The 26,368-nt window shown below is 39.1% G+C and carries 27 protein-coding genes; 19 read left to right on the top strand and 8 right to left on the bottom strand.

All coding sequences use genetic code 11. The features are described 5' to 3' along the window. Positions 1-903 precede the first annotated feature (903 nt). From QMA08_RS20200 to hslR, 4 genes are all read right to left on the bottom strand, one after another. Positions 904-2,004, bottom strand: coding sequence for a PepSY-associated TM helix domain-containing protein (locus tag QMA08_RS20200; RefSeq protein ID WP_290175328.1), 1,101 nt, complete (start codon positions 2,002-2,004; stop codon positions 904-906). A 182-nt stretch (positions 2,005-2,186) separates the two neighbouring features. Further along, positions 2,187-3,725, bottom strand: a complete 1,539-nt coding sequence (locus tag QMA08_RS20195) for a phosphoenolpyruvate carboxykinase (RefSeq protein ID WP_039488561.1) — start codon at positions 3,723-3,725, stop codon at positions 2,187-2,189. A 271-nt stretch (positions 3,726-3,996) separates the two neighbouring features. Further along, complete coding sequence (hslO, locus tag QMA08_RS20190) at positions 3,997-4,842, bottom strand: Hsp33 family molecular chaperone HslO (protein ID WP_002962025.1); 846 nt, start codon at positions 4,840-4,842, stop codon at positions 3,997-3,999. A 12-nt stretch (positions 4,843-4,854) separates the two neighbouring features. Beyond that, complete coding sequence (gene hslR, locus QMA08_RS20185) at positions 4,855-5,277, bottom strand: ribosome-associated heat shock protein Hsp15 (RefSeq protein ID WP_002962027.1); 423 nt, start codon at positions 5,275-5,277, stop codon at positions 4,855-4,857. A 209-nt stretch (positions 5,278-5,486) separates the two neighbouring features. Here hslR and gspC point away from each other — a divergent pair, with 209 nt between their 5' ends. The 13 genes from gspC (at position 5,487) to QMA08_RS20120 (ending at position 17,494) form a co-directional block, all read left to right on the top strand. Then, complete coding sequence (gspC, locus tag QMA08_RS20180) at positions 5,487-6,428, top strand: type II secretion system protein GspC (protein WP_290175327.1); 942 nt, start codon at positions 5,487-5,489, stop codon at positions 6,426-6,428. Positions 6,429-6,451: 23 nt separating this feature from the next. After that, positions 6,452-8,515, top strand: coding sequence for a type II secretion system secretin GspD (gspD, locus tag QMA08_RS20175; RefSeq protein WP_039488559.1), 2,064 nt, complete (start codon positions 6,452-6,454; stop codon positions 8,513-8,515). Continuing rightward, a complete protein-coding gene (gspE, locus tag QMA08_RS20170; protein WP_002962032.1) occupies positions 8,508-10,073 on the top strand; it encodes a type II secretion system ATPase GspE in 1,566 nt (521 codons plus the stop codon). The genes gspD and gspE overlap by 8 nt, the downstream gene beginning before the upstream one ends. A 2-nt stretch (positions 10,074-10,075) precedes the next feature. Continuing rightward, a complete protein-coding gene (gene gspF / locus QMA08_RS20165; protein WP_002962033.1) occupies positions 10,076-11,311 on the top strand; it encodes a type II secretion system inner membrane protein GspF in 1,236 nt (411 codons plus the stop codon). A gap of 81 nt (positions 11,312-11,392) precedes the next feature. Further along, positions 11,393-11,815: a type II secretion system major pseudopilin GspG gene (gene gspG / locus QMA08_RS20160; protein ID WP_002962036.1), complete on the top strand. Its 423-nt coding sequence runs from the start codon at positions 11,393-11,395 to the stop codon at positions 11,813-11,815. 49 nt (positions 11,816-11,864) lie between these two features. Continuing rightward, a complete protein-coding gene (locus tag QMA08_RS20155) occupies positions 11,865-12,452 on the top strand; it encodes a prepilin-type N-terminal cleavage/methylation domain-containing protein (RefSeq protein WP_039488557.1) in 588 nt (195 codons plus the stop codon). Next, positions 12,452-12,826: a type II secretion system minor pseudopilin GspI gene (gspI, locus tag QMA08_RS20150; RefSeq protein WP_002962039.1), complete on the top strand. Its 375-nt coding sequence runs from the start codon at positions 12,452-12,454 to the stop codon at positions 12,824-12,826. The genes QMA08_RS20155 and gspI overlap by 1 nt, the downstream gene beginning before the upstream one ends. Then, a complete protein-coding gene (gene gspJ / locus QMA08_RS20145) occupies positions 12,827-13,465 on the top strand; it encodes a type II secretion system minor pseudopilin GspJ (RefSeq protein WP_290175325.1) in 639 nt (212 codons plus the stop codon). Next, entirely contained in the window at positions 13,458-14,447 is a 990-nt protein-coding gene (gene gspK / locus QMA08_RS20140; protein WP_024596391.1) for a type II secretion system minor pseudopilin GspK, read from the top strand. The genes gspJ and gspK overlap by 8 nt, the downstream gene beginning before the upstream one ends. Then, complete coding sequence (gspL, locus tag QMA08_RS20135) at positions 14,444-15,652, top strand: type II secretion system protein GspL (RefSeq protein WP_290175324.1); 1,209 nt, start codon at positions 14,444-14,446, stop codon at positions 15,650-15,652. Before gspK ends, gspL begins: the two co-directional genes overlap by 4 nt. After that, entirely contained in the window at positions 15,649-16,122 is a 474-nt protein-coding gene (locus QMA08_RS20130; protein WP_024596393.1) for a type II secretion system protein M, read from the top strand. The genes gspL and QMA08_RS20130 overlap by 4 nt, the downstream gene beginning before the upstream one ends. 3 nt (positions 16,123-16,125) lie before the next feature. Next, positions 16,126-16,884: a type II secretion system protein N gene (locus QMA08_RS20125; protein ID WP_182683009.1), complete on the top strand. Its 759-nt coding sequence runs from the start codon at positions 16,126-16,128 to the stop codon at positions 16,882-16,884. A 22-nt stretch (positions 16,885-16,906) separates the two neighbouring features. After that, entirely contained in the window at positions 16,907-17,494 is a 588-nt protein-coding gene (locus QMA08_RS20120) for a UPF0149 family protein (RefSeq protein ID WP_024596395.1), read from the top strand. Positions 17,495-17,521: 27 nt separating this feature from the next. On the opposite strand, the gene QMA08_RS20115 is transcribed toward QMA08_RS20120, so the two are convergent. Both QMA08_RS20115 and QMA08_RS20110 read right to left on the bottom strand, forming a co-directional pair. Then, positions 17,522-17,728 (bottom strand): hypothetical protein, encoded by a 207-nt coding sequence (locus QMA08_RS20115; RefSeq protein WP_002962050.1) that lies wholly within the window; start codon positions 17,726-17,728, stop codon positions 17,522-17,524. Then, positions 17,728-18,087, bottom strand: coding sequence for a hypothetical protein (locus tag QMA08_RS20110; RefSeq protein ID WP_039488553.1), 360 nt, complete (start codon positions 18,085-18,087; stop codon positions 17,728-17,730). Before QMA08_RS20110 ends, QMA08_RS20115 begins: the two co-directional genes overlap by 1 nt. Before the next feature lie 288 nt (positions 18,088-18,375). On the opposite strand from QMA08_RS20110, the gene ccoG reads away from it, so the two are divergent. From ccoG to QMA08_RS20090, 4 genes are all read left to right on the top strand, one after another. Then, the gene (gene ccoG / locus QMA08_RS20105) at positions 18,376-19,806 is read left to right on the top strand and encodes a cytochrome c oxidase accessory protein CcoG (RefSeq protein ID WP_002962052.1); all 1,431 of its coding nucleotides are present in this window, start codon (positions 18,376-18,378) and stop codon (positions 19,804-19,806) included. Positions 19,807-19,891: 85 nt separating this feature from the next. Continuing rightward, entirely contained in the window at positions 19,892-20,866 is a 975-nt protein-coding gene (locus QMA08_RS20100; RefSeq protein ID WP_024596396.1) for a serine/threonine protein kinase, read from the top strand. 34 nt (positions 20,867-20,900) lie between these two features. Further along, the gene (locus QMA08_RS20095) at positions 20,901-21,524 is read left to right on the top strand and encodes a thiol:disulfide interchange protein DsbA/DsbL (RefSeq protein WP_002962054.1); all 624 of its coding nucleotides are present in this window, start codon (positions 20,901-20,903) and stop codon (positions 21,522-21,524) included. Positions 21,525-21,540: 16 nt separating this feature from the next. Next, the gene (locus QMA08_RS20090; RefSeq protein ID WP_002962055.1) at positions 21,541-22,179 is read left to right on the top strand and encodes a thiol:disulfide interchange protein DsbA/DsbL; all 639 of its coding nucleotides are present in this window, start codon (positions 21,541-21,543) and stop codon (positions 22,177-22,179) included. Between the two features lie 65 nt (positions 22,180-22,244). On the opposite strand, the gene trmA is transcribed toward QMA08_RS20090, so the two are convergent. Beyond that, positions 22,245-23,342 (bottom strand): tRNA (uridine(54)-C5)-methyltransferase TrmA, encoded by a 1,098-nt coding sequence (gene trmA, locus QMA08_RS20085; RefSeq protein ID WP_290175323.1) that lies wholly within the window; start codon positions 23,340-23,342, stop codon positions 22,245-22,247. A 162-nt stretch (positions 23,343-23,504) separates the two neighbouring features. On the opposite strand from trmA, the gene QMA08_RS20080 reads away from it, so the two are divergent. Together QMA08_RS20080 and murI are read left to right on the top strand one after the other, a co-directional pair. Then, on the top strand, positions 23,505-24,644 hold the full coding sequence (locus QMA08_RS20080) for a DUF5610 domain-containing protein (RefSeq protein ID WP_182197436.1): 1,140 nt from the start codon (positions 23,505-23,507) through the stop codon (positions 24,642-24,644). Between the two features lie 65 nt (positions 24,645-24,709). Continuing rightward, positions 24,710-25,510 (top strand): glutamate racemase, encoded by an 801-nt coding sequence (gene murI / locus QMA08_RS20075; protein WP_024596400.1) that lies wholly within the window; start codon positions 24,710-24,712, stop codon positions 25,508-25,510. Here murI and QMA08_RS20070 read toward each other — a convergent pair. Beyond that, complete coding sequence (locus QMA08_RS20070; protein ID WP_024596401.1) at positions 25,473-25,952, bottom strand: RNA-binding protein; 480 nt, start codon at positions 25,950-25,952, stop codon at positions 25,473-25,475. The genes murI and QMA08_RS20070 overlap by 38 nt on opposite strands. Between the last annotated feature and the right edge of the window lie 416 nt (positions 25,953-26,368).

The raw sequence follows: 26,368 nt of genomic DNA, 5'->3' as shown, positions 1-26,368 counted from the left end.
GAAACGAAACAGCGCCGATGATAGTGTAGCATTTGCTATGTGAAAGTAGGACATTACCAGGCTTCAAATTGTAGAGACCCGTTACAGCAATGTGACGGGTTTTTTGCTTTCTGAGATTTAGTAAAGAGCCAAGAGCCCAAACCGCACTCAGCAGTGAAACCAAACAGCTCGAAGGCTAGCCCCACGGAAGGCCGCCCCGACACAATGATAGTGTAGCATTTGCTATGTGACTCTCCACCGCTGTGGGCACTACGACATCCTACTGCGTAGCGCACCGACCTCACATTGTAGAGAGCCCGACTAGAAGTAGTCGGGCTTTTTTACGTCTGCAGAAAAGTGAAATACGCGCAGTTAACACACCCACAGTTAACACACCCACAGCAACACCCATCACGTAGGTCGGGCGAGCGTAGCGACTCCCGATGTCAAAAGCATAAAAAAACCTCCGCTCGACAATGAGTGGTAGCATTTGTACTGTGGGTAAATAATACCAATTGGTTTAACATCTAACCTAATATAAAAGCGTTAATTATCTGGTCTTGTGATAAGTATTGAACATGACCTTTAAGCCTTTATATACGCTTTGGCTAGGTTACTGAAGAGTATAAAAATAGAGGTTGATACAGAGGTTTATGCATAGAACTTAAATCTAATGGGCATAAGGTTTTTAAATAATAGTGTTTATGGAGTGCCTATCTAAACTTGTAGTATTAACTACCCTTCATTAATTGTTTTATAGCCAGATAAGCGGTTAGGGGCTACTTTAATTTCATATGTACTGAGCGTTATTAATTTTTAATCCTAAGATTAACGAAGGCCATATACTTTATATTAAAAACTATCGACAAGACTTACTGAAAAGCAATTCATGTACTCCTTCAACTAAAGTTTATTTTGTATTCTCTAGGTTCTAACTAACCACCTATATACGCCGATAATGAACAATGCAGCAGATCCGAAGCCACTTAACACCCAAATGACTTTTAAAATGTTACCGCCAATGCTGCCGTCATGTAGAGGGTGTATCCAGTTTTTTATTTTACTAGCCGTACTTTGCTTATCTATATTAAACACGCTCTCTAACTTTCCTGTAAGTGCATTAACCTCTATATAGCTATGTGGAAAGCGATATGAAGGATCGTTTACAGTTTGAAATCTTAATCTGTAAATAGCATTTAAGTTTGATGGTGTTTCAATCCAAGCTAAACGCGCATTCGGTAATGCTTTTTCAGCTATTAATACCGCTTGTGATAAAGGAATATCGGTTTGTTTGCTCGGTTGAATTTGTGTTTTTGGTGGGGAGTTTATATCGCTAACTAGAGCGGTTAATATAGGATCTGTTTGTTTTGGAATAGCGAGCATAACACCTGTAACAGTTAAAGCTAGTAGCGGTATGCAGAAGGTTAAACCAATTAGTTTATGCCAGTCGTATAGCAAGCCTATTTTAGAGCTACGAGATTTAAATTTTAGTGCCTTTACCCACTGCCCAGGCTTTGGAAACCAAGCAAAGAATCCAGAGATAAGAAGAACTATTGAGGCTATGCCTATATAGCCAACAACGAGAGTGCCCGTTGCTCCTGTTAGTAATGAAAAATGTAAGTTGTACATCCAAGTTACTAAGTATTTTCCCCAGTAGTTTTTACGTATTACTTTATCACTACTGCTAGATAGCCATACCATTAAGGGGGCAAAGCCTTGCTCTTTTGTTTCTATTGGGTTGTAGTATCGCGCGGGAATTACTGAGTTTATACCTGTGTTTTCTAATCGCCATGGCCCTTGCTTTGAAGGGAAATTGGCTCTTAGCGTATTATATGCTTGATCCCAATTGGGCGTTTTTATGTTTGTAGTAGCGTCATTTGCTGGATTTAGCAGTAAGTCTATTTGCGGATAGTAAACTAATATAGAGCCAGAAAGAGTGATAATAGTAAGTAAAACACCTACTGATAGGCCTAAGTATAAATGTAACCGCCTGAATGTTTTTCGCCATGAAAGCTTTAGTGTCATTAATTAAATAGCCGTAATGAGTAATGCAGGTTTATTGGGCATTAAGGAATGATTAATTACGCGGTATATTATATGGTTTTTGATATGAGTTGTGCGGCATTTTGTCGCACTTATTAAATTAGGTATTTAGAAAGTAAAACGCCAGCCCTTGGCTGGCGTCAAAATACAAGCTTGAAGCTTATTTAAGCTTTTGGCCCTGCATTTTTTATATCGTCTGATACGTCATACTTAGCAAAGTTTTCAGTGAAGTCAGCGGCAAGTTTTGCTGCATATTCATTGTACTTAGCTTTATCTTCCCACGTATTTATAGGATTAAGTAGGTTAGTATCTACACCTGGAACTGCTACCGGTACATCTAGGTTTAAAACATCAATGTGCTGAGTTTCAACACCGGCTAATTTACCCGATACGATTGCATCAACTACTGCGCGAGTAGTCGGAATATCAAAGCGCTTACCTGTGCCGTAAGGACCGCCAGTCCAACCTGTATTCACAAGGTATACTTTAGCGCCAAACTCGCGTACACGCTTCATAAGAAGCTCAGCGTAAACACCAGCAGGACGTGGGAAGAATGGCGCACCAAAGCAGGTTGAAAACGTTGATTCAATATCGCTAGTAGAGCCAATCTCAGTTGAGCCAACTTTAGCTGTGTATCCACTTAAAAAGTGAAAAGCAGCAGCTTCTTCGCTAAGAACAGATACCGGTGGTAATACACCGCTTACATCACAAGTTAAAAATACAACAGCTTTTGGTTCGCCTGCGCGGTTTTCAACTTTACGTTTTTCAACATGTTCAAGTGGATATGCTGCACGGCTATTTTGAGTAAGGCTAGTGTCGTTAAAATCTGGAACGCCTTTTTCATCTAGCACTACATTCTCTAAAATAGTACCAAAGCGAATTGCATTCCAAATTACAGGTTCGTTCTTTTGTGACAGGTCGATACATTTAGCATAGCAACCGCCTTCAATATTAAACACGCTTCCAGGTGCCCAACCGTGTTCGTCATCACCAATTAAAAAGCGAGTAGGATCTGCTGAAAGAGTTGTTTTGCCCGTACCAGATAAACCGAAGAATAATGCTGTATCGCCTGCTTCACCAACGTTAGCAGAACAGTGCATTGGTAATACACCTTTTGCTGGTAGTAGGAAGTTTTGTACAGAAAACATCGATTTTTTCATTTCACCGGCGTAGCGCATACCTGCTAGTAATACTTTACGCTGTGCAAAGTTAATAATAACGGTGCCATCGCTATTTGTGCCATCACGTTCCGGCTCGCATACAAACGAAGGAACGTTCATTACTTGCCATTGTGGTAAGTTTGAGGCGTTATAGTTTTGTGGTTCGATAAACATGTTTTTGGCAAAAATATGGTGCCACGCTGTTTCTGTAGTTACGACTACAGGTAGATAATGCTCAGGGTCAGCGCCAACTTCTAGGTGAGAGGTGAAGTGGTCATTACTTTGAACATGTGCTTCTACGCGAGCCCATAATGCGTCAAATTTTTCTGCATCAAATGGGCGGTTAACGTTGCCCCATTGAATGTCATCTTGAGTTGTCGCTTCTTGAACAATAAAACGATCTTTTGGTGAACGGCCAGTTCGTTTTCCTGTAATTGCAACAAAAGCACCATTTGCGGCTAAAGTACCTTCGCCACGGCGGATCGCATGCTCGACAAGTTCAGCTGCGGTTAAATCGACAAAACGTGTAGCGCCTGTAGTCATGTTTATACCTAACTATAATGTGTGAGAGTTTGAACGGGATAGCTCTGGGGTTATCAGTGCCCTTAAGCTGAAATTATAGTAACAGAAGGTTTTGAGATATTCGAGCCCGTAAAGCCTCTAAAAACACATATATTTGCTAAAAAACATGAATAATTTCAATGATACCGGTGTCAGTAAATTAACAAAATTCATGACACCGGTATCATCTTTTTATAATATAAAACCGCATATTTTGCGGCTTTAATTACTATATATAAATGAAGCTGAACATTTAGTTGAAAATGCTTTTTATGTCTTGTTCGTTAAAAACATACTCTTTTAAACAGTAATGACAGTTAATGTTAACAGTCCCTTTCTCAGCTACATCTTTGAGTAGCTCTTCTTGTCCAATATTAACAAGCGCAGTAATTGTTTTATCACGACTACAACCACATTTGAATTTAATAGCTTGAGGTTCAAATACGCGAGGATTATCTTCGTGATAAAGACGTGTAAGAACAGTGTTCGCATCTAAGTGTAACAACTCTTCATTTTTAATCGTGTTACTTAAAGCTTCTAGGTGTGCAAAGTCTTCAATTGATTTTTGTTTATCAACTGGAAGCACTTGTAGAAATAGACCACATGCTTTTGCGCTACCTTCAGTAGTGTCAGTTGCAAACCAAAGACGTGTTTTTAGCTGCTCAGATTGCTCAAAGTAACTTTCGATACATTCACTAAGAGTATCATGCTCTAGCGGCACTATACCCTGGTAGCGTTCACCTTTTTCAGGGGTAATAGTGATTACCATATAGCCTTGGCCAATAAGCTCTTTTACAGTTGTGCCCGTAATTTCGCTTTGCAGGCGTGCAATACCACGCATATTTTGTTTGTCATCACCATTTATAACAGCATATTTAACTGGGCCATCACCTTGAAGCTGTACAGCAATTTCACCTTCAAACTTTAAGGTAGCAGTAAGTAAACAGGTTGCAACGAGCAACTCACCAAGTAATGCTTTAACAGGGTCTGGGTAATTATGGTCGGCAATCATTTCATTATAAGCACTCTCGATTTGTACGAGTTCGCCACGAACATCTAGTTCGTTGAATAAATAACGGTGAAGTAAATCTTGTTGCATGAGCGGCTATACCTAACTTGATTTCATTTTTAAAAGTTCGCGTCTTTGCTTTTTATCCGGTTTTTTATCCGGATGGGGGGCAAAAAAGCTGTTATTTTTGCGTGCGATGCTGTTCTCTTCGCGTTTAGCAATACTGGCATCAGATTCTTGATACATGGTCTGTGCAATGGGGGCGCTTTGGCGTTTTTCAAGCACTGAGAGTATGGTTATCAGCTTTTCATCTACTCCTTGTGCAAGTTTTATGTTTGCGCCAACTTCTACTATTTTACTCGCTTTTGTACGTTGTCCATTATAATGCACTTTGCCGCCTTGTACCATTTCACGTGCAATAGCACGAGTTTTATAAAATCGCGCAGCCCACAACCATTTATCTAATCGAACTTTTAACCCATCCGCATGGTCTGAGTTGGTATTAGCGTTACTTTTTTTACTCATAAGGCATTTCCCCACGTTTTATAGCTTAAAATTTATCATGAAATCATCGTAGGATGAAGGTATTACAACAGCCGTTTACTTTTTATACGGTTATGTAAAGTTAATTTAATCTGTTTACAAAGTTTAATATTAGTGTGCTTGTTGAAAGAAAAATGAAAGGGTACTATGGGTACGCGCTAACGCAGTAAATTAAAATAAGAACACTATTTATGGAACAGCAAATCCAACAACTAAAACAATTTTTAACTCGTTTACCGCATGCTAAGTTAAGTGCATTAGTTACACTCTTAGTTGTTGTTTATCTTGCATTTTTATTATCAAAACTTGTTTGGCTTTTGTGGCCAAAACCACCGATAACTCTGCTTACCCCTAGCCATCATGCTAATCAGTCATCTGGTGTGAGTAATAACTCTGCGCAGCATATTGTTGAGCAATTCTTATTTGGTAAAAAAACTGTAACAAACAACAATAATACTGCAAAGCAATCGCAGGTTATAAACAATGCGCCAGAAACACGCCTAAGTATAAATTTAACCGGTATTGTAGCGGTTAATAACGATGATAAAGCAGGTATCGCAATTATTGAATCACAAGGTAAGCAAGTAAGCTATCTTGTTGAAGAAGTTGTATTAGGCACGCGCGCTGAAGTAGCACAAATATTACCTGATCGTGTTATTTTGAATGTTAATGGGCGTTTTGAGACATTGATGCTTGATGGACTCGATTTTAATAAAACGGTATCTATGCCAGTACTCGCTGCCCGTGATGATGCTGAAATGGGTCCGCAAAAATTAGAGCCAAGTGAACTACAAATAGATGCTACTGCAGATCCAGACGTTAAAGAAGCAATTATAGAAACACGTGAAGAGCTGCTCGAAGAGCCAGGCAAATTATTTGACTATATACGTGTTTCACAAGCCATGAATGATGGCGAACTAATCGGATATCGTTTAAGTCCAGGTAAAGAGCCTGAACTGTTTAAACAAATGGGATTAAAAAATAACGATTTGGCTATTTCTATAAATGGCTATCAATTAACAGATTTAAAACAGGCTATGTCAGCTATCAACGAGCTGCGTAATAGTACAGATGCCAATATCACTATAGAACGTGATGGTGAACAAATTGATGTGCAATTTAGTCTGCAATAATTTAGCTTTGGAGTTTTAATATAATGGTTCAGGTGCTACACCTCAAAAAAATTAAAAAAGGGTTAGCTAAGTACGCAGCACTTTTTTTGGCGGCAAGTATTTCTTTGTCTGTTTCTGCTGTTGAATATGCTGCTAACTTTAAAGGAACTGATATCAACGAGTTTATTAATATTGTTGGTAAAAACCTTAATAAAACAGTGATTATTGACCCTAACGTGCGCGGCAAAGTAAATGTTCGCAGCTATGAGTTAATGGACGAAGCACTTTATTATCAGTTCTTCTTAAATGTATTGGAAGTTTATGGCTACTCAGCTGTTGAAATGGACAATGGCATAATTAAGATAGAAAAAAGTTCAGACGCCAAAAAATCAAATGTACCACTTATTGACGAAGGTAGTGAAGCTAGCGGCGACATGATGATTACACGTGTTGTACGTGTTAAAAATGTAAGTGTACAAGAGCTTGGCCCTTTGGTTCGTCAATTTAGCGATCAAAAAGATGGTGGCCACGTTGCCAACTTTAATGCGGCTAACGTTATGATGCTAACGGGTCATGCAGCATCGGTTAATCGCTTAGTTGAGATCATTCGTTCTGTTGATCAGGCGGGTGACAAGCGTGTAGACATCGTTAAGCTTAAATATGCGACGGCAGATGATGTTGTCTCTGTGGTAGATAATATTTATAAAGACAGCGGTAAAGGTAGCGTACCTGAATTCTTAATTCCAAAAGTTGTGGCTGATGGCCGAACTAATAGCGTTATTGTAAGTGGTGAAGGCCAAGCACGTACACGTGCTATTGAGCTCATTAAGCGCTTAGATGGTGAGCTAGAAAGCCAAGGTAACACCAAGGTGTTTTACTTAAATTATGCTAAAGCTGAAGATTTGGTCAAAGTATTGCAAGGGGTTAGTAAGTCCCTTGTTGAAGATGCACAAGGCGGTACTACTAAAACTCGTAGCAGAAGCAATAATGAAAGCAGTATAGAGTCTCACCCTGACTCAAACTCATTAATTATTACCGCACAGCCAGACACAATGCGATCACTTGAATCTGTAATTGAACGCCTTGATATTCGCCGTGCCCAAGTACTAGTTGAAGCCATTATTATTGAAGTAATGGAAGGCGACGGGGTTAACTTAGGCCTGCAGTGGATTTCTGAGCAGGGCGGTATGTTGCAGTTTAACAACGGCACTACGGTTCCCGTGGGTTCATTAGCTGTTGCTGCAGAGCAAGCACAAGATACAACCGTAACTAAAACTATCATTGGTACAGAAACTGGAACCGTTACTAGTTATGACGAAACGACTGAGGGTGACTATGATGCGCTTGCTTCATTGCTAAGTGGCATTAATGGTTTAGCGCTGGGCGTTGTTAAAAATGATTGGGGCGCAATTATTCAGGCTGTTGCCACTGATACAAATTCAAATATTTTGGCTACCCCTTCTATTACTACAATGGATAACGAAGAAGCTTCTATTTTAGTCGGTCAAGAAGTGCCTATTATTACAGGCTCACAAACGGGCAGTAATAATGCTAACCCATTTCAAACAGTTGAGCGTCAAGAAGTCGGTATTAAACTGATAGTTACGCCACAGATTAACGATGGCTCTGCAGTACAACTTACTATTGAGCAAGAAGTATCGAGCGTAAGTGGTGCAACTGCTGTTGATATTTCAGTTAATAAACGTGCAATTAAAACAACGGTTATGGCCGATGATGGCGGTATGGTTGTACTTGGCGGTTTAATTGACGAAGACGTACAAGAAAGTGTTTCTAAGGTACCGTTATTAGGCGATATCCCTATATTAGGTCACCTGTTTAGATCAACAAATACAACGCGCCGTAAGCGTAATCTTATTGTATTTATTCGCCCAACCATTATTCGTGATGGTGTAAGCATGAATAAGTTAAGCTTTAATAAATATAACTTTATTCGTGGTGAGCAGTTCAAACAAAAAGAAGACGGTATTGAGTTAATGCCAATGACGGATACGCCTATTTTACCTGAGTGGAATGACGAGCTAGTACTTCCACCTACGTATGAAGAGTCTCTACGTAAACAAAATGCACAAGAGCGTAAAGATGACTAATGCGATTCAAGAGATAAACCAAGATGTGGTTCATCCTCAAACGCATAATCAGGATGAGCTATTAACGAGTGATGTGTTAGTTGAGTTACCAGCAAAGCGTTTGCCATTTTCCTATGCAAGACGCGCAGGTGTGTTGCTTGGTAAAAACAAAGATCATCGTATAGTTTACTACCGTGGTGAGCTAGATGTGGAAGTACTATTAGAAGTACGCCGTATCGCAGGCCATGGTTTTACACTTGAGCAATTGGATGATGATAAATTTGAGCTATTGCTTGAAGCGTCATACCAACGTGATAGCTCTGAAACACAACAAATGATGGAAGATATTGGCAACGAGGTTGATTTATTCTCGCTTGCTGATGAGCTCCCGCAAACGGAAGATTTACTTGCTGGTGACGATGATGCGCCAATCATCAAGCTTATTAATGCCATGCTAAGTGAAGCGATTAAAGAAGGGGCTTCTGATATTCATATCGAAACCTTTGAGCAAGAGCTTGTTATTCGCTTTAGGGTCGATGGCGTGCTTAAAGAAGTGCTTAAGCCTAATCGTAAACTTGCATCGTTACTTGTATCTCGTATTAAAGTAATGGCTAAGCTTGATATAGCTGAAAAACGTATTCCACAAGATGGTCGTATTAGTTTACGTATTGCTGGGCGTGCAGTTGATGTGCGTGTATCTACAATGCCATCGAGCTTTGGTGAGCGCGTAGTACTGCGTTTACTTGACAAAAACAACGCGCGATTAAACCTTGAAGATTTAGGTATGACCGCAGAAAATCGCGCATTGTTTTCAGATTTAATTAGTAAACCCCACGGCATTATTTTGGTAACAGGGCCTACGGGCTCTGGTAAAAGTACCACCTTATATGCTGGTATGAGCCAAATTAACTCACGCGATCGTAATATTCTTACCGTTGAAGATCCGATAGAGTACGAAATTCCAGGCATTGGGCAAACACAAGTTAATGCAAAAGTTGATATGACATTTGCACGTGGTTTACGTGCAATATTACGTCAAGATCCAGATGTAGTAATGGTGGGTGAAATACGCGATCTTGAAACTGCGCAAATTGGTGTTCAAGCGTCACTTACCGGTCACCTTGTTATGTCTACTTTGCATACAAATACCGCATCGGGTGCAATTACACGTATGGAAGATATGGGTGTTGAACCCTTCTTACTTTCATCGTCGTTACTCGGTGTGTTATCGCAACGCTTAGTACGTACGTTATGTAATACCTGTAAAGAAGGTCACACGGCTGATGAGCATGAATGCCAGCTGTTAGGGGTTCCTTTTGAAAGCCAACCGACAATCTATCGAGCGGTGGGGTGTGAGGAGTGTAACTTTAATGGTTACCGTGGTCGTACAGGTATTCATGAGTTACTTGTAGTTGATGAAACCATACGCGAAATGATTCACAACGGTAAAGGCGAGCAAAGCGTAGAAAAATACATTCGTAAGCGCAGCCCAAGTATTCGCCAAGATGGGTGTAGCCGTGTACTGGCAGGCAAAACAACACTTGAAGAAGTATTGCGTGTTACCCGTGAGGAAGGTTAACTATGGCGGCGTTTGAATATCGTGCCTTAGATGGCCGAGGTAAAGAAAAAAAAGGCATTTTAGAAGCCGATACAGCTAAACAAATCCGCCAAACTTTACGTGATCAAAAACTAACGCCGCTTGAAGTTGTTCCTGCGGCGCAAAGTGATAAACAGGTCAAAGGCGAAAAGGCCCCTTTACTCGGTGGCTTTTTTAAGCCGACAATTTCAACTTCAGACTTAGCATTAATTACAAGGCAATTAGCAACACTTATTCAATCGGCACTCCCTGTTGAAGGCGCTGTTATGGCGGTTGCTGAGCAATGCGAAAAGCCGCGTTTAAAGCGGATGCTTATGTCGGTACGCTCAAAAGTAGTTGAAGGTTACACCCTTGCCGATGGTCTTAGTGAGTTTCCTCATGTTTTTGACGATTTATATCGTGCAATGGTAGCCGCAGGCGAAAAGTCGGGTCACCTTGACCAAGTTCTTAATCGTTTAGCCGACTATACCGAGCAGCGCCAACATATGCGTAGCCAAATAACTCAGGCTATGGTTTACCCTATTATATTAGTGGTATTTGCAATTGGTATTGTGTCGGTATTACTGGGCACCGTAGTACCAAAAATATTAAAAACGTTTGAAAAAACGAAGCAAGTACTTCCTTGGACAACCGAATGGGTTATGGCAGGCAGTCATTTTGTGCAAAATTATTGGTTTATTAGTTTAATAGCTATTACAGCTATAGCCATTGGTATTAAGCATGCACTTAAGCAGCCTAAAATACGTTTTTGGTGGGATGACCGAGTGCTACATATGCCAGGTATAGGTAAAGTGGCTCGTGGTATTAACACCGCACGTTTTGCGCGTACTTTAAGTATTTTATCGTCAAGCTCGGTACCATTACTTGAAGGAATGCGTATCTCGGGCGGCGTATTAATTAACGAAAAAATTAAAAAAGCGGTTGCAGATGCATCCGATAGAGTGAGTGAGGGTGCAAGCTTAAGAGCTGCACTTCAGCAAACTAAGTTGTTTCCACCAATGATGCTGCATATGATAGCAAGTGGTGAAAAATCAGGTGAACTAGAGCAAATGTTAGAGCGTGCTGCAAATAACCAAGATCGCGAATTTGAGAGCATGGTTAATGTATCGCTTAAACTACTAGAGCCTGCGATGATCGCCTCAATGGCGGTTATTGTATTATTTATAGTAATGGCAATATTGCAGCCAATAATGGCGATGAATAAAGCTGTTGGACTTTAAGTTAGAATAAATTTTTAAATATATTAGTGGTTTTACCTAAACCATTTTTACTTAATGTTTTTAGAATAATGAGGTAATTACGTGAATAAACAATCAGGTTTTTCTTTACTAGAAGTGATGGTGGTACTGGTTATCATCGGGATGATTATGTCAATTGTTGCACCTAACATTATGGGTCAGCAAGAAGAGGCTGCTATTGATAAAGCACATCTAGATATCCAGCAATTAGAAGATGCAATGAGCTTATACAAGCTTAAAAATAAGAGCTACCCAAGCACAGAGCAAGGTCTTGAAGCGCTAGTTACCCAAACAAGCATTGAACCGGTTCCAAAACGTTTCCCTGATGGTGGCTTTATTAATGAATTACCAGAAGATCCTTGGGGTAATACTTATCAGTTAATTAGCCCAGGTGAAATTGGCAAGTTTGATATTTTTTCTATGGGCCCAGACGGTGAAGCAGGTACTGATGACGATATCGGTAACTGGGACGAAGAAAAACAATAATGCTTAAGTACACCGTTCTGTATGAACATGTTAATGCTAGAGGCTTGCTATGAAAGCAAGCCTTAAGCAGCGTCATGCAAAAAGCAGAGGCTTTAGTTTAATAGAAATTTTAGTGGTATTAGTGATCATCGCTTTTGCCACCAAAATGGTGGTATATAGCTTAGAAGGCGGTGCTGAGGAGGAGTTAGATACTCAAGCACTAAGGCTGCATACCACCATTAATATGGCATCGGAATTTGCTATTTTAAACCAAGTTGAATTGGGCTTATTAGTAGAAGAAAATACGTTAGAGTATTTAGTTTTCGATGGTGAGAAGTGGATTACTTTTGACCGTGAAGATCTTTTTAAACCAATAGAATTAGATGAAAGATTAAAGCTCACTCTTAACTTAGAAGATTTAGCGTGGGCGCAAGATAACCTCTTAGAGCAATCTAACTGGCGCGAGCTTATGAGTGGCGGCGATGAAGACAGTTTACTTGAGCTTAAAAAGTTGAAAATCCCACAAGTACTTATTTTGTCATCAGGTGAGGTAAGCGCGTTTCAACTTATATTAGAGTTAAAAGAGCAAAGCGAGCCTGTGTATTACATTGAAGGTGAATTTACTGCACCAGTAAACTTTCGCCGAGAGCCAGAATAATGAAGCGCACTAAAGGGTTTACCTTATTAGAGGTGTTAGTGGCATTAAGTATTTGTGCCATGGCGGGTATAGCTGCAATGCAAGCAACAAGCGAGCATATACACCACTTAACGACTATTGAAGAGCAAACCTATGCATCTTGGGTCGCCGAAAACGTTATTATTGAACAGCGTACTAAAGGCGAACAATGGCAAGGTAAAAATAACCTTAAAGGCAGCGAAGTAATGGGCGGTGTTGAATGGTTTTGGCAACAAGAAGTTACAGCCACTGCTGACAAAAGCTTTGTAAAACTAACCATAAATGTTTTTACGGATGAAAAATATGAGCATTCAGCATATGAGTTATCAACGTATTTAAATAAAGGCAAAAAGTAAGTGAAGCAGCGCGGGTTTACATTACTTGAAGTTATGGTTGCACTGGGTATTTTAGCTTTTGTTATTATTGCTACTCATCAAATACTCGAGACGACAACAAGAGCAAAAGATGCCTCCGATGAAAAGCTCGCTGAGCTAAATGGATTGCAAACAACATTTAGATTAATGGATCAAGATTTTAGCCAAATGACCAAACGCGCAGTTCGCAATGAGTCGGGTGATGTTCAAGAACAATATTTACTTGCTGGTCGTTACGTTTTAGAAAGCCAATACGATGGTATCGCGTTTGTACGAGATGGCTGGATAAATCCAATTAACTTATTGCCACGTTCAGAACTACAAGCTGTTGGTTATAGAGTAATTGACGATAATCTTGAGCGTGTTTATCGGGTTTATGTTGATCAGCTTGATAATATGGAGCCGCGAGTTCAACGTGTGCTAGAAAATGTTGAAGAACTTAAGTTTGAGTTTTTAGATGATAAAAACGAATGGCAAGAACAGTGGGAAATTAAAGCCCTCCCTAAAGCGGTTGCTGTTACGTTGCAACAAATAGAAGCAGAGCCAATTCGTCGTGTATTTTTAGTTCCTGGGCAAGGCAAAGTTGTTGCTACACAAACTACGGATGTGAATAATGGTTAAGCAGCAATCATCGCGCGGCGCAGCACTTGTTATTGTTTTATTTATTGTGGCATTAGCGGCTATTTTAGCAGTAGAAATGAGTGCTAATTTAATGGTTCAAGTGCAAAAAAGTACAAACTTGCAAGGTCACCAACAAGCTAAATGGTACGCCTACGGTGCAGAAGAGCTTGCTATTAAAGGGCTAATACAAAGTAAAAAAGATGATGCCGATAAAACAACACTCGATCAAGTGTGGGCAACTCAAGGAGATGCTTCATACCCTGTTGATAACGGCACGTTAAGTGGCAAAATTACAGATTTACAAGCATGTTTAAATTTAAATGCGTTAGCCATAGCACCAGAAGAAAATAGCGCAAGTAAAACAAACCCTGCACACAAAGCACTCTTTGCATTACTTGAAAACATTGAAGATTTACCTGCTGACGAATCAGAAGAGACGATGGCAGATAGTGTATTTGATTGGCTTGATGAGAACAGTATTACGTATCGCTCAGGTGCAGAGGAAGACGAGTACTTATCACGAGATTTTCCGTATATGACAGCCAATAGTTTATTTGCATCAACATCGGAGCTGCGTTTAGTTAAGGGCTTTAACCCTTTAGTGATGGAAAAAGTATTGCCATATGTATGTGTAATACCAGGCAGTACGCTTTTATCTATTAACGTAAATACATTATTGCCAGAGCAAGCGCTCATACTCAGTGCCTTGATAGAAAGCTTAAGCTTATCTGGCGCAGAAGCGGTGTTAGGCGCAAGACCGCAAACTGGCTTTGACACCATCGATGAATTTTTTGAACAGGTGAAGCAGCAAGGCGGTACTAATACTGACTCAATAAAAAGTCTATTTAGTATTAAAAGCGAATATTTTAAATTACAAACGCAGGCAAACTTTGTCGACCTGCGTTTTTCGATGACCACATTACTGCACGCTAAAGACGGCGACGTAACGATACTGGCGCGAAAATTTGGAGGCGTACAGTGACAGAAATACTGTTGATCCGCACGGGTCAAACCGAACAAGAATTACTTAACTGGTTAATTTACTCACCACAAGAACAAGAAATAATAGCCAGTGGCGAGTTACCAAATGCAGAGCATTTAAGTGAGCTAAGCGAAAAAGCACTTACCCGAGAAGTTGTCGTGTTATTACCCAGTGATCAAGTGCAATTAAAAACGGTCGCTTTGCCAACAAAATGGAATCGTAAGCTTGAGCAAGCATTGCCATACATGCTTGAAGAAGATATAGCATGTGACGTAGATGAACTGTTTATAGCAGTAGCGCAGCCGACAATGCTTGGTGAGCAACATGCAATTCGTGTAGCAATGACAGACCGTGAATGGTTTGAACAATGGCTTGCATTATTTGCTGAGCATAATCTATCAGTATACAGAATATTACCCGATGCTTTGTTGTTACCGCTTGCAGATGATGGCGCTGTAACTGCTATTGAGCTCAACAACCAATGGTTGTTTAAGCAAGGGCAATGGCATATTAGTGCGGTTGAATCTAGTTGGTTGAATGGCTATTTATCAGCCATGGGTAACCCCGACATTAAACATTTTAGTCCTGCTAATCAGTTTCCTGAAAGCGTTAACTTACAAGCCCAAATAAGCGATTACGATTTACCTCTAGCATTATTTGCAAAACAGTTAGATAGCGTTAATTTTAACTTACGCCAAGGTATGTATCAGCTTAAAAAACAAAGCGCTTTGTGGTGGGGTTACTGGAAAGGCGCCGCAATTATAGCAAGTGTTGCATTGGTTTCTACAATTACAATAAAAGCTATTGAGTTACACCAACTTAATACACAAGTAGAAGTAGCTAAAGCTCAAGTAGTCGACAGATATCAAAAAGCATTTCCGGGAACTAAAGTTCGCCCTAATCTAATTAAAAGCCAAATTAAAGGCGCGTTAGATAAAATACAAGGCTCAAGTGAATCCGGCTTTTTAGACTTAACGACTAATTTGGTTGATGTGTTTTCGCAAGTCAGCGAATTTACACCTGAAACACTTCGTTATGACAAACGTCGCAATGAGCTGCGAATTCGTGCACGGGCTAAAGACTTCCAAACTTTTGGTAAAGTAAAAATCATACTTGAAAAGCAAGGTTTAACTGTTGAGCAAGGGTCTTTAAATAATGACGGTGATTATGTCGTAGGTGAAATTAAACTGCGAGGTGCAGTATGAAAAAGCAGTTAATGAAACAGTGGCGTTCGCTTAAAGAGCAAGAACAACAATTGGTAATGGTCGCTGGTGGCGTGTTTATTATTTTTGTTTTAGTAATGGGAATATTTAGGCCATTAAATAACGCGATAGAAAAAGCACAGCAATCTCAAATTAAACAACAAGAGCTATTAGCTTGGGTTGATGACAGTATTGTTAAGCTAAAGGCTGCAGGCAACACCAGTGTTGCTAGCAATACAAACTTAAGCCAAGTGGTAAACTCTACTCGTGGACGCTATAAAATCAATATTAGTAAAATGCAGCCCAGTAGTGATTCTCTTCGTTTAACGCTCGACTCAGTAGAGTTTAATCAGTTAATAGAATGGCTAGATGAGCTAGTAAATCAGCATGGTTTAAAAATTGAAAATTTAGATTTAAGTCGCGATGATAAATCAGGCTATGTGCGCGTAAGCCGTTTAGTATTAGAGAATTAATTAATGAAAAAAATAATAACGTTATCGGCTGTCTTTTTAATTAGTTTTATTGTGTTTTGTATTATTAAATTACCAGCCAGTATTGCGCTTGATATAGCTAAGCCGTATTTTCCAAAGCAATTAGAAGTTGGGCAAACTGTAGGTACTGTTTGGCAAGGTCAAATGATGCAAGTTCGTTTTGATGGTGAACAGTTAAATAATGTGCGCTGGGATATTGCAGGCTGGAAATTATTTACGGGCAAACTAAATGCGAACATAAAATTTGGTAACCCACGAGAACGCAGTGATATTTCGGGTTACGCAGATGTAAGTTATGGGTTTTTTAATAAAAAAGTAATAGTGACTGATGCCCTAGTACGCTCCACTGTAGAGCGTGCAATGCAACGTGTGCAACTTCCTCTGCCTGTTACCGCTAAAGGGCGTGTGATTTTAGAACTTGATGAATACAGCTCAGGCGCACCTTATTGTGATTCACTAAAAGGTGAAATAGCGAGCCCTAATATTGATGTTCAAGGTTTAAATGGATGGTTTAATATTGGACCTCTAGCTGGTAAGTTAAGCTGTAAGTCGGGTGATGTTGCTATATTAATTGACCCAGATAATACGCTTGGCCTTGAGGCAGATGCTACACTTAAAGCTAATTTCGACTTTAGAGTGGCAGGTTATGTAAAACCAGATGCCAGCTTACCTAAAGATGTACATGATGCGGTTAAGTTTTTAGGCCGACCAGATAACCAAGGTCGCTACCCGCTCAACTTTTAATGTTTTAATATAAAGAGTTTTAATGCAAATACCCCAATTTACTGAGTTGCACGCAAAGCAGCTCAGCTCATTTTTAAATACCCAATCTCAAGCAATGACCCTTGTACAAAGCCAAGGCTATTTATTTGGTGTAATTTGTTCGCCTAACCCATTAGATGTACATGAGTGGCTTGAGCAGATATTGCCAAACACAGCTAATGATTTAGATGAAGAAATGCTTTTTTTGTTTATGGCGCTTTATCACAAAATTAGTGAGCAGGTGTTCGAAACTGGATATAAATTACCAGACACATTTGATGCTGAATTTTGTAAGTCGTGGAGTAAAGGCTTCTTAGTTGCAACGAAAGCTTATGCAGAACCTTTGTTAAATGCACCGCAATTAGACGTTGATTTTAAACAAGCACTAGAAAGTGCGTTAAGCACACTAAGCTTTTTTGCACTCGACCAACTAGCAATAGCTCAGATTGCCAAACAAAATAACATGACAATAGAAGCTTTGTGTCAGTATCAGTATGAATCTATGGGTGACTTTGCATTAGGGTTTGCTGAACTAATTGAAGTGGTCGCAATTAATAGCGGCTTGATAACCGACGAGAGTTGGGAAGAGTAATTATTAATACTAGGCGCTTAGTTTAATCTAAGTGCCTAGCTCTAATATAATATCCGTACAGCCTTGTTTGCACTTTACTATGCCTTTACCAGGCTCGCTGGTGGCTAAATCAAGTGTTAAAACCCCATTACACTTCTCACACTTTAATGTTTTGCCTTGCGCTAATTGCTTGAGCATATTGCGCTGCTTATGAAATGAGTCGCTTGCTTTTTTATTTAATCCTGAAAAATCCACTACTTTGCTCGCTTTTGCTCTAATGCTTCAGTCACTATTTTACATACCGTATTTAAACGGTCGTCATAAAAATAAAGGTTTAAGTCACGCTCACGACAATAGCGTAGGTGAAATAACTGAACAGAGTCATCTGTTGTAAACGTTTTTTCTACATACTCATCTTCAGATTCAGATAGTTTAAGTTGACTGCTGATCCTATTTTTAGCCATATTTGCAGCTGGGCTTCTGTTGACCTTACTTGCATCACTTAAAAAGCCAATGCCTTCACCTAGTAACCTTTCGCGAGGTTCTTTTATAAGTGGGTGATCGATTGTAAAAAAGGCAAGGATCACAACTACCAAAATAATAAATTTTTTCATGGATACGTAAACCTTGATCTAAGTAGGGTTGAATTACCATGCAGTGTAATAAACTGCATTTTAAAAGCAAGTAACTGGGATGAATAAATTATTAGCAATCTATGCCAGTAATTTTAACCAACATTGTTATAATGCTTAACAGCAGTCAGATATTTCTGAAATATCTGAAAGTATTCGAGAAGGCAATTTATTAAAGTAAATATGCCTAGCAAGTAACTTGCTAACTTTAAGTATAGAGTACTTGAGTATTGCTGGATTTTTATTTCCAAGCGGCGTTGAGGAACTTCGATGGACAAGCAAATTAAAGTAAAGAATATCCCTGTAGAGGTGAAAATCCAAAAACCGGATTTAAGCCGTCAAGATGATAGGTTCAATCCCCGAAATCGTATTTATGTGCGTGCTGTAAAAGGCCTACATCAATTACTTAGACAGCGCATTGGCTTCTTAGGCCTGCTTGCGTTTATGTTACTACCTTGGATTAATTTTAATGGCCAGCAAGCTGTGCTGTTTGATCTAATTGGCCAAAAATACAATATTTTTGGTTTAACGCTATGGCCTCAAGATTTTACTATATTAGCGTTTATCTTTATGTTGGCAGCATTTGCGTTGTTTTTAGTGACCACCTTCTATGGACGGGTGTGGTGTGGCTACACATGTCCGCAAACTGTTTGGACTTTTATTTTTATTTGGTTCGAAGAAAAGCTTGAAGGCACGGCTAATCAACGTAAAAAACTCGATCAACGACCCATGAATTTTGATAAGTTTTGGCGTAAGACGGCAAAGCATACTAGTTGGGTATTGTTTTCGTTGTATACCGCTATTTCTTTTGTGGGTTACTTTACGCCAATAAGGGAGTTACTCCCTGACTTTGTAACGTTTGATGTAGGCGGTTATGCACTAGTCAGTATTATTTTCTTTGCTGCGTGTACCTATGGTAATGCCGGTTGGATGCGAGAAATTATGTGTTTACACATCTGTCCTTACTCTCGTTTTCAATCAGCTATGTTTGATAAAGACACATACACCGTAACGTACGACGAAAGCCGAGGTGAAAGCCGTGGTCCTCGTTCACGTAAAGTAGACCATAAAGATTTAGAGTTAGGCGACTGTATAGACTGTAACTTGTGCGTTCAAGTGTGCCCAACAGGTATTGATATTAGAAATGGGCTACAAGCTGAGTGTATCAACTGTGGTGCATGTATTGATGCGTGTGATGGCGTAATGGATAAAATGGAATACCCGCGTGGGCTTATTTCATATACGACAGAGCGAAATCTCGAAACCCCAGAAAATAAAACGAATCCACTGCGAGCTAAAATTATTGGTTATACGGTCATACTTGTTGTGCTTACGGGAGCGCTTGTCGCTAATATAGCACTGCGTAAAACAATGGACTTTGATATTATTCGTGACCGAAACCAATTATATCGTGTCGATTTTGATGGTTTAGTAGAGAACACCTATACATTAAAGGTAATTAATAAAGCGCAGTACGAGCAAACCTTTAATATTAAAGTACAAGGGTTAGATAACTTTAAGTATATTGGTAAGCAGTCATTTACTGTGCAGGCAGGGGAATCTCATAACGTACCATTGTCACTTGTAATGGACCCTTATGATTTGAAGGCGCCGATGACTGAGTTTAACTTTGTGCTTTCACCGGTAGATGAGCCGGATGAGACAATATCGCAGTCGAGTAACTTTTTTAAAGCGCGATAATCGCAACTTACCTTAATTAGGTAAGTTGATATAGCAATTAACAAAAGCGGGTATATAACCCGCTTTTATTTTATATAAGAAGAGTATGAGTAAATTTAGTTTTATTGACTTAACACCAGACCTAATACTCGATGCAATAGAAAGCGTAGGTGTGTACGCCGAATCTGGTTTATTAGCACTCAATAGCTATGAAAACAGAGTGTACCAATTTAAAGCGGATGATGGCCTGCGTTACGTAGTGAAGTTTTATCGCCCAGAGCGATGGAGTAAAGAGCAAATTCAAGAAGAGCATGACTTTGCATTTGAACTAGCGGATGCAGAAGTACCCGTTGTTGCCCCTATTTTATATAATGGACAAAGCTTGTTTGAACACGAAGGGTATTTGTTTGTGTTGTTTCCAAGTGTAGGCGGGCGTTTATTTGAGGTTGATAATTTAGATCAGCTTGATGTAATGGGGCGATTAATTGGCCGAATGCACCAAGTAGCTAAAACAAAACCTTTTACTTATAGACCAACAGTTACTTGCGAGGAGTATTTGCATACAGCCAAAGTTCATCTTCAAAAAAGTAACTTAGTGCCCATGGGAATAAATACTGCCTTTTATACTATTTTAGATTTAGTGATAGAGCAGGCGCAAAAACAGTATAAAGATGTGCAAAGTATTCGCTTACATGGTGACTGCCACGTAGGTAATATTTTATGGGCAGGTGATGCGCTAATGTTTGTTGATTTAGACGACAGCCGCCAAGGTCCTGCAATCCAAGATTTATGGATGATGCTCAGTGGCGATAGAGCGACGCAACTGTTACAGTTAGACACCCTTGTAAATGCGTATGAAGAGTTTTGTGATTTTGATCACTCTCAACTCAAATTAATTGAACCGCTGCGAGCAATGCGTATTATTCATTATATGGGATGGGTAGCTAAACGATGGAGTGATCCTGCTTTTGTGCGGAACTTTACATGGTTTGCTGATGACAAATACTGGGAGCAACAAATTTTAGCACTGAAAGAGCAACTTGCAGCATTGCAAGAAGCACCGTTAAAGTTATTGCCGTAATATTTTATTTAAAGACAAGTATAACGAGATACAAATGCTTAAAAAATTAAAACTGAGTTTATTACTTTTATGTTTACCATTTGCAGCACTTGCTGCACAGTTTGAAGTTGATAATCAATACACTGTTATAGATGTAGACAAAAGCAAGTCACCGCAAGTAACCGAGTTTTTCTCATTTTACTGTCCACATTGCTTTAAGTTTGAACCAGTAGCAAAAGCAATTGAAAAAGGCTTGCCAGAAGGCGCTGAGTTTATTAAAAACCACGTTAACTTTTTAGGTGGCGTGTCACCACAAGCACAAAGTAATTTAAGCTTTGCCTACTTAATAGCTAAGCAGCATGGTCAGGCGCAAAGTATTAGCGATCAAATTTTTAAAAGTATCCATGTTCAACGTGCTCCTTTAACTGAAATGAAAGACGTTAAAAAATTACTTGAAGTAAATGGTATTGATAGCGCAACGTTTGATCAAGAGATTGCAAGCATGCCTGTTATTTCAGCTGAGCAAGCAATGCAAAACAAACAGAATAAATATTCAAAATTAGGCGCACTTACAGGTGTACCTACTTTTATTGTTAACGATAAATATAAAATAAACCTCAACACCATCAAAAATCAAAAAGAACTTGATGAGTTAGTAGCGTTTTTATTAGCACTATAAATTTCGGAGTATAATAATGATTAAATTAGTTAAAGCAGGTTTGCTTGCAATATTACTTCCTATGGCAGCAACAAGCTTTGCAGCAACGTATGAAGAAGGCGTGCATTACGACGTAGTTTCTGAGCGTGCAACTAAAAAGCCAGAGGTTAAAGAGTTTTTCTCATTTTACTGCCCTGCATGTAATAACATGGAAGCACTAATTGGTGAGTTTAAGCCTAAGCTTGATAAAAACGTTAAATTTAAAAAGAGCCATGTTGATTTTGTAGGTGTACGTGACCCAGAAAACCAACAGATGATGAGCCAAGCACTGGCGACAGCTGAAGTGCTTCCACAAAAAGATCAGATTATTTCTGCAATCTTTAATCATATCCATACAAAGCGCGCTAAATTTAATGAGCTTGCAGATGTAAAAGATATATTTGTAGCGCAGGGCGTTGATGGTGATAAGTTTGATAAGCTGTTTAAAAGCTTCTCGGTACGTACACTGAGCTCTAAAATGAAACGCGATCAAGACTACTTTAAAGAAAAAGGTGCACTACGTGGCGTACCTACCTTTATTGTAAATGGTAAGTACAAATTAAACCTAGGTCGTGAGTCGGGTATTACTAAACCTGAAGACATTAGCAAATTAATAAATTACTTAGCTAACAAGTAAGTTTAGCTAAAACAAAAAAAGCTCCTTAAGGAGCTTTTTTTATGGTTAACGTTTACTGAGCGTATTTATTTGCGCTGTAAGAAAACGCCCGACTCAATGTGATGCGTATAAGGGAACTGATCAAATATAGCAAAGCGCTTAACGTTATGCGTACGTGTTAAGTGATCAAGGTCACGCTCAAGAGTTTCAGGATTACAGGATATATAAATTATGTTTTCGTAATTAGCCACTAAGTCACACGTTAATTCATCCATGCCCGCGCGTGGTGGATCAACTAATATGGTTTGGCAGTCATAGCTTTTTAAATCAATCCCTTCTAAACGCGAAAAAGTACGCTCGCCATTCATTGCTTGAGTAAACTCTTCACTCGACATACGAATAATATCTAAGTTCTCTACGTTGTTTTTAGCAATGTTGTATTGAGCAGAGTGAACAGATGATTTTGATATTTCCGTCGCTAATACTTTATTAAAACAGCCCGCTAATGCAATTGAAAAGTTACCGTTACCACAATACAGTTCTAGTAAATCATTTTTAAGTGGTTTACATAAATCTTGTGCCCACTCCAGCATATTAATATTTACTTTTGCATTAGGCTGAGTAAAGCTATTTTCTACTTGTTGGTATATAAGCTCTTGACCATTAATTGTTAAACGTTCAGTTACAAAGTCATCACCTAGTACTTCTTTTTGTTTACGAGCACGGCCTATAAAGTCAATTTTGTATTTACTGCTAAGCTTTTCTTTCAGTGCTTTAATTTCACTTAACCATTCATCATCCAGTGGTTTGTGATAAAGCAAGCTTACTAAAATTTCACCGCTTAGCGTTGATAGATAATCGATTTGAAATAACTTACGGCGTAATATTTCACAAGGCTTAAGATTTTCAATCATCACCTGCATTATTTCACCTACTAGAGGCGCTGCTGGGTCAAATGTATCAACACGGATTTTTTCTTTTGTTTGTTGATCAAACATAATGTGAAACAGATCATCACCGTCGTGCCATACTCTAAATTCAGCACGTTGGCGGTAGTTAGTTGGCTCTGAGCTAAATACTTCTAATTGCTCCACACCAAAACGTTGAAACTGCGTACTAATGCGCTGCTCTTTTTCACTTAACTGCGCTTGGTACTGTGTGGTATCTATTTTAATAACTGCCATTAACGCTACTACCTTATCTAAGATCTGTTTATCGGCGCTATTGTAGGGAGCGCTGCGTATTTGTCTAGTTTTGGCTAGCATTTATGCTGTTTTATTGAACATTGTACTTTAGTTTTTGTTGTTATAGCCGATAATAAACTACGCACGCTTAGGAGACGAATCATGAAAATAGGTAATTATGGCTTTACGCCAAACAACAACATCAATAAATTCAATAATAAAGCTGATATACAGCAACCTACAATTACGTCTCCTCAAGATAGCTATCAACAACGAGGCCGAGAGTTGGCCGCAAAGGTGCTTGGCGATAAAATGGCTGAGCAGCTTGGATTACCTATAGCAGAAAAAAAAGCAGATAAACCACTATTTGATTTTGATGAAATAGTAAAAAACGTACTCGATTTTGTAAGTAGTGCTGTAAATAAAGCAAAAGCTAACGGCGCTGATGACGAAAAGCTCAAAGATATGCTAGGCGATGCGCGCAAAGGAGTCCAAATAGGGATTGATGACGCTGTTGATGAACTCAAAGGTACTGGCGTATTTAATGATGACATGGAAGAGGGCATTAACAAGTCCAAAGAGGGAATTTACAATGGGCTGGATAAGTTTGAAGAGTCGTTATTTAACCCACAACCTGCCAGCGTAAATATAAGCCAGGCCCAATACGTCAGTATGACGAGTAATGCAGAGTATAAATTTACTACAGCAGAAGGCGATGAGGTAAGTATTAGCTTTGCTGATGCATTTGAATCTCAATCGGCAAGTGGCTATCAGCAAAACAGTAATAGTGAGTCGTTTGCAAGCTCATCATCGCAATCTCGACAGGTATCATTTTCGATGTCGGTAAATGGTGACTTAAACGAGCAAGAGCAAGAAGCTATTAATGCGATGATGGAAGACTTACAAGATTTAAGTAAAACCTTTTTTGGTGGTGATTTAGATGAAGCATTTGAACAAGCGCAAGAGCTGAGTTTAGACAGCGATCAGCTGGTGGCTTTTTCTATGGATTTACGCCAAACAAAAACAATAGCAACAGTTAAAAGCTATGAAGAATATAAACCAGCACCAGAAAAACAAGTAGCAGAGGGTTTAGCCCCTTTTAATGACGACCTTAAAAACGCTTTTGAAAAAGCGGGTGAGCTTGGATTACAAAATCAGCTAGCTGGCATTCTCCAATGGTTAAATCAAGATCAGGAACAAATAGATAAGTTAGTAGATTATACAAAGTCTATGTTCGAAAACCTTAATCAGTTAAATTCAGCAGCCGACAGGCTTACTGATTTAGAAGCCACGCAAAGTTAAACTACTTTCTTTTATAAAAACCTCATGGCAAACTGCCGATCTTAAAGTAAAGTAGGAACGGTAGTTTGTCAGCGCATATAATGGTCTTTGATTCAGGTATTGGTGGAACTACTGTACTTGAACATATCAAGCAAAGTATCCCCAATGCTCAGTACAGCTATTTTATGGATAATGCATTACTACCTTATGGTGCTCAGTCCCAACAAACTATAATTAACCGGTTATGTTCACTTATTCATTTCATCAAAGCCAACACGCTTAACGTCGATTTAATTGTAATAGCGTGTAATACAGCTTCTACATCTGCACTCAGCGCTGTTCGCCAAATTACGGATATTCCTATTGTAGGTGTTGTGCCAGCAATAAAGCCTGCGGCAGAATTAACACGCTCAAATCATATTGGCTTGTTAGCCACACCGGCAACGGTCGCCAGTTCATACACAAAAACATTAATTGCTGAACATGCACGTAATGTGATCGTTAATCTGTATAGCAGTGTTGAATTAGTAACGTTAGCTGAGGAATGCTTTTTTACAGGCTCTTTAGATACAAATAAGTTGTATCAAGTACTTGATGAACTACATATAGATAAAACAATAGATGTACTTGTACTAGGGTGTACGCACTTTCCGATATTAGCAGAGCCGATTAGTCAGTATTTTGAAGGGAATGTAAAATTACTTGATTCAGGTGTAGCGATAGCAAATAGAGTCAACTTCCTACTTAACCAACTTAACTTATGTGTGGATAAACAAACAGACATAAAAAAGCCGCTGCAATATTATGCAACGGCTGATGTGTTTAGCAATAAGCTAGCGGTAAAGCTAGTTACACTGACTGATCCGTCTCAGTACGTAGAGCATTAGAATCATCTTCTTGTTTTTGTTTTGCTTCACGTACCTTTAAAGTACGTTGTTGGAACTCGCTATCGTTCAAGTTAGCAATTGCATTGTCTGCATCAGCTTGCGCCATTTCAACAAAACCAAAGCCACGACGTTTGCCAGTATTCTTATCCTTTAATAAACGAACATTGAATACTTTGCCTTGTTCTTCAAATAATGCACGAACCACACCTTCGTTTGCACGATAAGGAAGGTTACCAACATAAAGCGTTTTTGTTTTAACTTCAGCTTCTTCAGTCACATCCGATGATATTGCAGCAATAGCAATCGCACCTATTAATAAACCAGCACCAAATAGTAATGCAGGGTTTAAAGCTAAGCCGCCTAAAGCAAACTCAACAACAACAAAACCAACTACAGCAAGAATAACAGAGAAGATAAAAGATTTTTGATCGGGTAATTTCATTTTAGATCTACCAATAAACAGGAAATAAACATTAATTTAACATTGTGAACTTGCTATCTTAACGCCTAAATCAAACATAGCAATGATATTTGTATTAAATAATAAATAAGAGCATAAAAAAGCATCATCTTAGACGGGTTTTCATGTCGTTTTACGTGGTTTTGTTCTATTTTTGTTCGAACAGTAAAAAGATCTAAAAAAAGGGTTGATCTGTTTTCGGATCTCCCTATAATGCGACCCCACTGAGACGGGAAACGCCAACGCATAGCGAGGCACGAAATACTCAGAGAGTTAAATAAAACTTCGGTTTTGAATCTTCTAAAAAGAAAGTTTAAAACTAAGTGTTGACTCGAAAAATAAAGGGTGTATTATTCGCATCCCTTGAGACGCTAAAGCGACTCAAAACGTTCTTTAAC

This window comes from Pseudoalteromonas sp. APC 3355, from assembly GCF_030407615.1.
Taxonomy (GTDB): Bacteria; Pseudomonadota; Gammaproteobacteria; order Enterobacterales; family Alteromonadaceae; genus Pseudoalteromonas; species Pseudoalteromonas distincta.
This window is presented reverse-complemented; position numbering and strand designations above follow the sequence as displayed.

Coding starts and splice junctions, on each gene's coding strand:
- QMA08_RS20200 (WP_290175328.1), bottom strand. CDS start 2,004: ATGACACTAAAGCTTTCATGGCGAAAAACATTCAGGCGGTTACATTTA.
- QMA08_RS20195 (WP_039488561.1), bottom strand. CDS start 3,725: ATGACTACAGGCGCTACACGTTTTGTCGATTTAACCGCAGCTGAACTT.
- hslO (WP_002962025.1), bottom strand. CDS start 4,842: ATGCAACAAGATTTACTTCACCGTTATTTATTCAACGAACTAGATGTT.
- hslR (WP_002962027.1), bottom strand. CDS start 5,277: ATGAGTAAAAAAAGTAACGCTAATACCAACTCAGACCATGCGGATGGG.
- gspC (WP_290175327.1), top strand. CDS start 5,487: ATGGAACAGCAAATCCAACAACTAAAACAATTTTTAACTCGTTTACCG.
- gspD (WP_039488559.1), top strand. CDS start 6,452: ATGGTTCAGGTGCTACACCTCAAAAAAATTAAAAAAGGGTTAGCTAAG.
- gspE (WP_002962032.1), top strand. CDS start 8,508: ATGACTAATGCGATTCAAGAGATAAACCAAGATGTGGTTCATCCTCAA.
- gspF (WP_002962033.1), top strand. CDS start 10,076: ATGGCGGCGTTTGAATATCGTGCCTTAGATGGCCGAGGTAAAGAAAAA.
- QMA08_RS20155 (WP_039488557.1), top strand. CDS start 11,865: ATGAAAGCAAGCCTTAAGCAGCGTCATGCAAAAAGCAGAGGCTTTAGT.
- gspI (WP_002962039.1), top strand. CDS start 12,452: ATGAAGCGCACTAAAGGGTTTACCTTATTAGAGGTGTTAGTGGCATTA.
- gspK (WP_024596391.1), top strand. CDS start 13,458: ATGGTTAAGCAGCAATCATCGCGCGGCGCAGCACTTGTTATTGTTTTA.
- QMA08_RS20130 (WP_024596393.1), top strand. CDS start 15,649: ATGAAAAAGCAGTTAATGAAACAGTGGCGTTCGCTTAAAGAGCAAGAA.
- QMA08_RS20125 (WP_182683009.1), top strand. CDS start 16,126: ATGAAAAAAATAATAACGTTATCGGCTGTCTTTTTAATTAGTTTTATT.
- QMA08_RS20120 (WP_024596395.1), top strand. CDS start 16,907: ATGCAAATACCCCAATTTACTGAGTTGCACGCAAAGCAGCTCAGCTCA.
- QMA08_RS20110 (WP_039488553.1), bottom strand. CDS start 18,087: ATGAAAAAATTTATTATTTTGGTAGTTGTGATCCTTGCCTTTTTTACA.
- ccoG (WP_002962052.1), top strand. CDS start 18,376: ATGGACAAGCAAATTAAAGTAAAGAATATCCCTGTAGAGGTGAAAATC.
- QMA08_RS20100 (WP_024596396.1), top strand. CDS start 19,892: ATGAGTAAATTTAGTTTTATTGACTTAACACCAGACCTAATACTCGAT.
- QMA08_RS20095 (WP_002962054.1), top strand. CDS start 20,901: ATGCTTAAAAAATTAAAACTGAGTTTATTACTTTTATGTTTACCATTT.
- QMA08_RS20090 (WP_002962055.1), top strand. CDS start 21,541: ATGATTAAATTAGTTAAAGCAGGTTTGCTTGCAATATTACTTCCTATG.
- trmA (WP_290175323.1), bottom strand. CDS start 23,342: ATGGCAGTTATTAAAATAGATACCACACAGTACCAAGCGCAGTTAAGT.
- QMA08_RS20080 (WP_182197436.1), top strand. CDS start 23,505: ATGAAAATAGGTAATTATGGCTTTACGCCAAACAACAACATCAATAAA.
- QMA08_RS20070 (WP_024596401.1), bottom strand. CDS start 25,952: ATGAAATTACCCGATCAAAAATCTTTTATCTTCTCTGTTATTCTTGCT.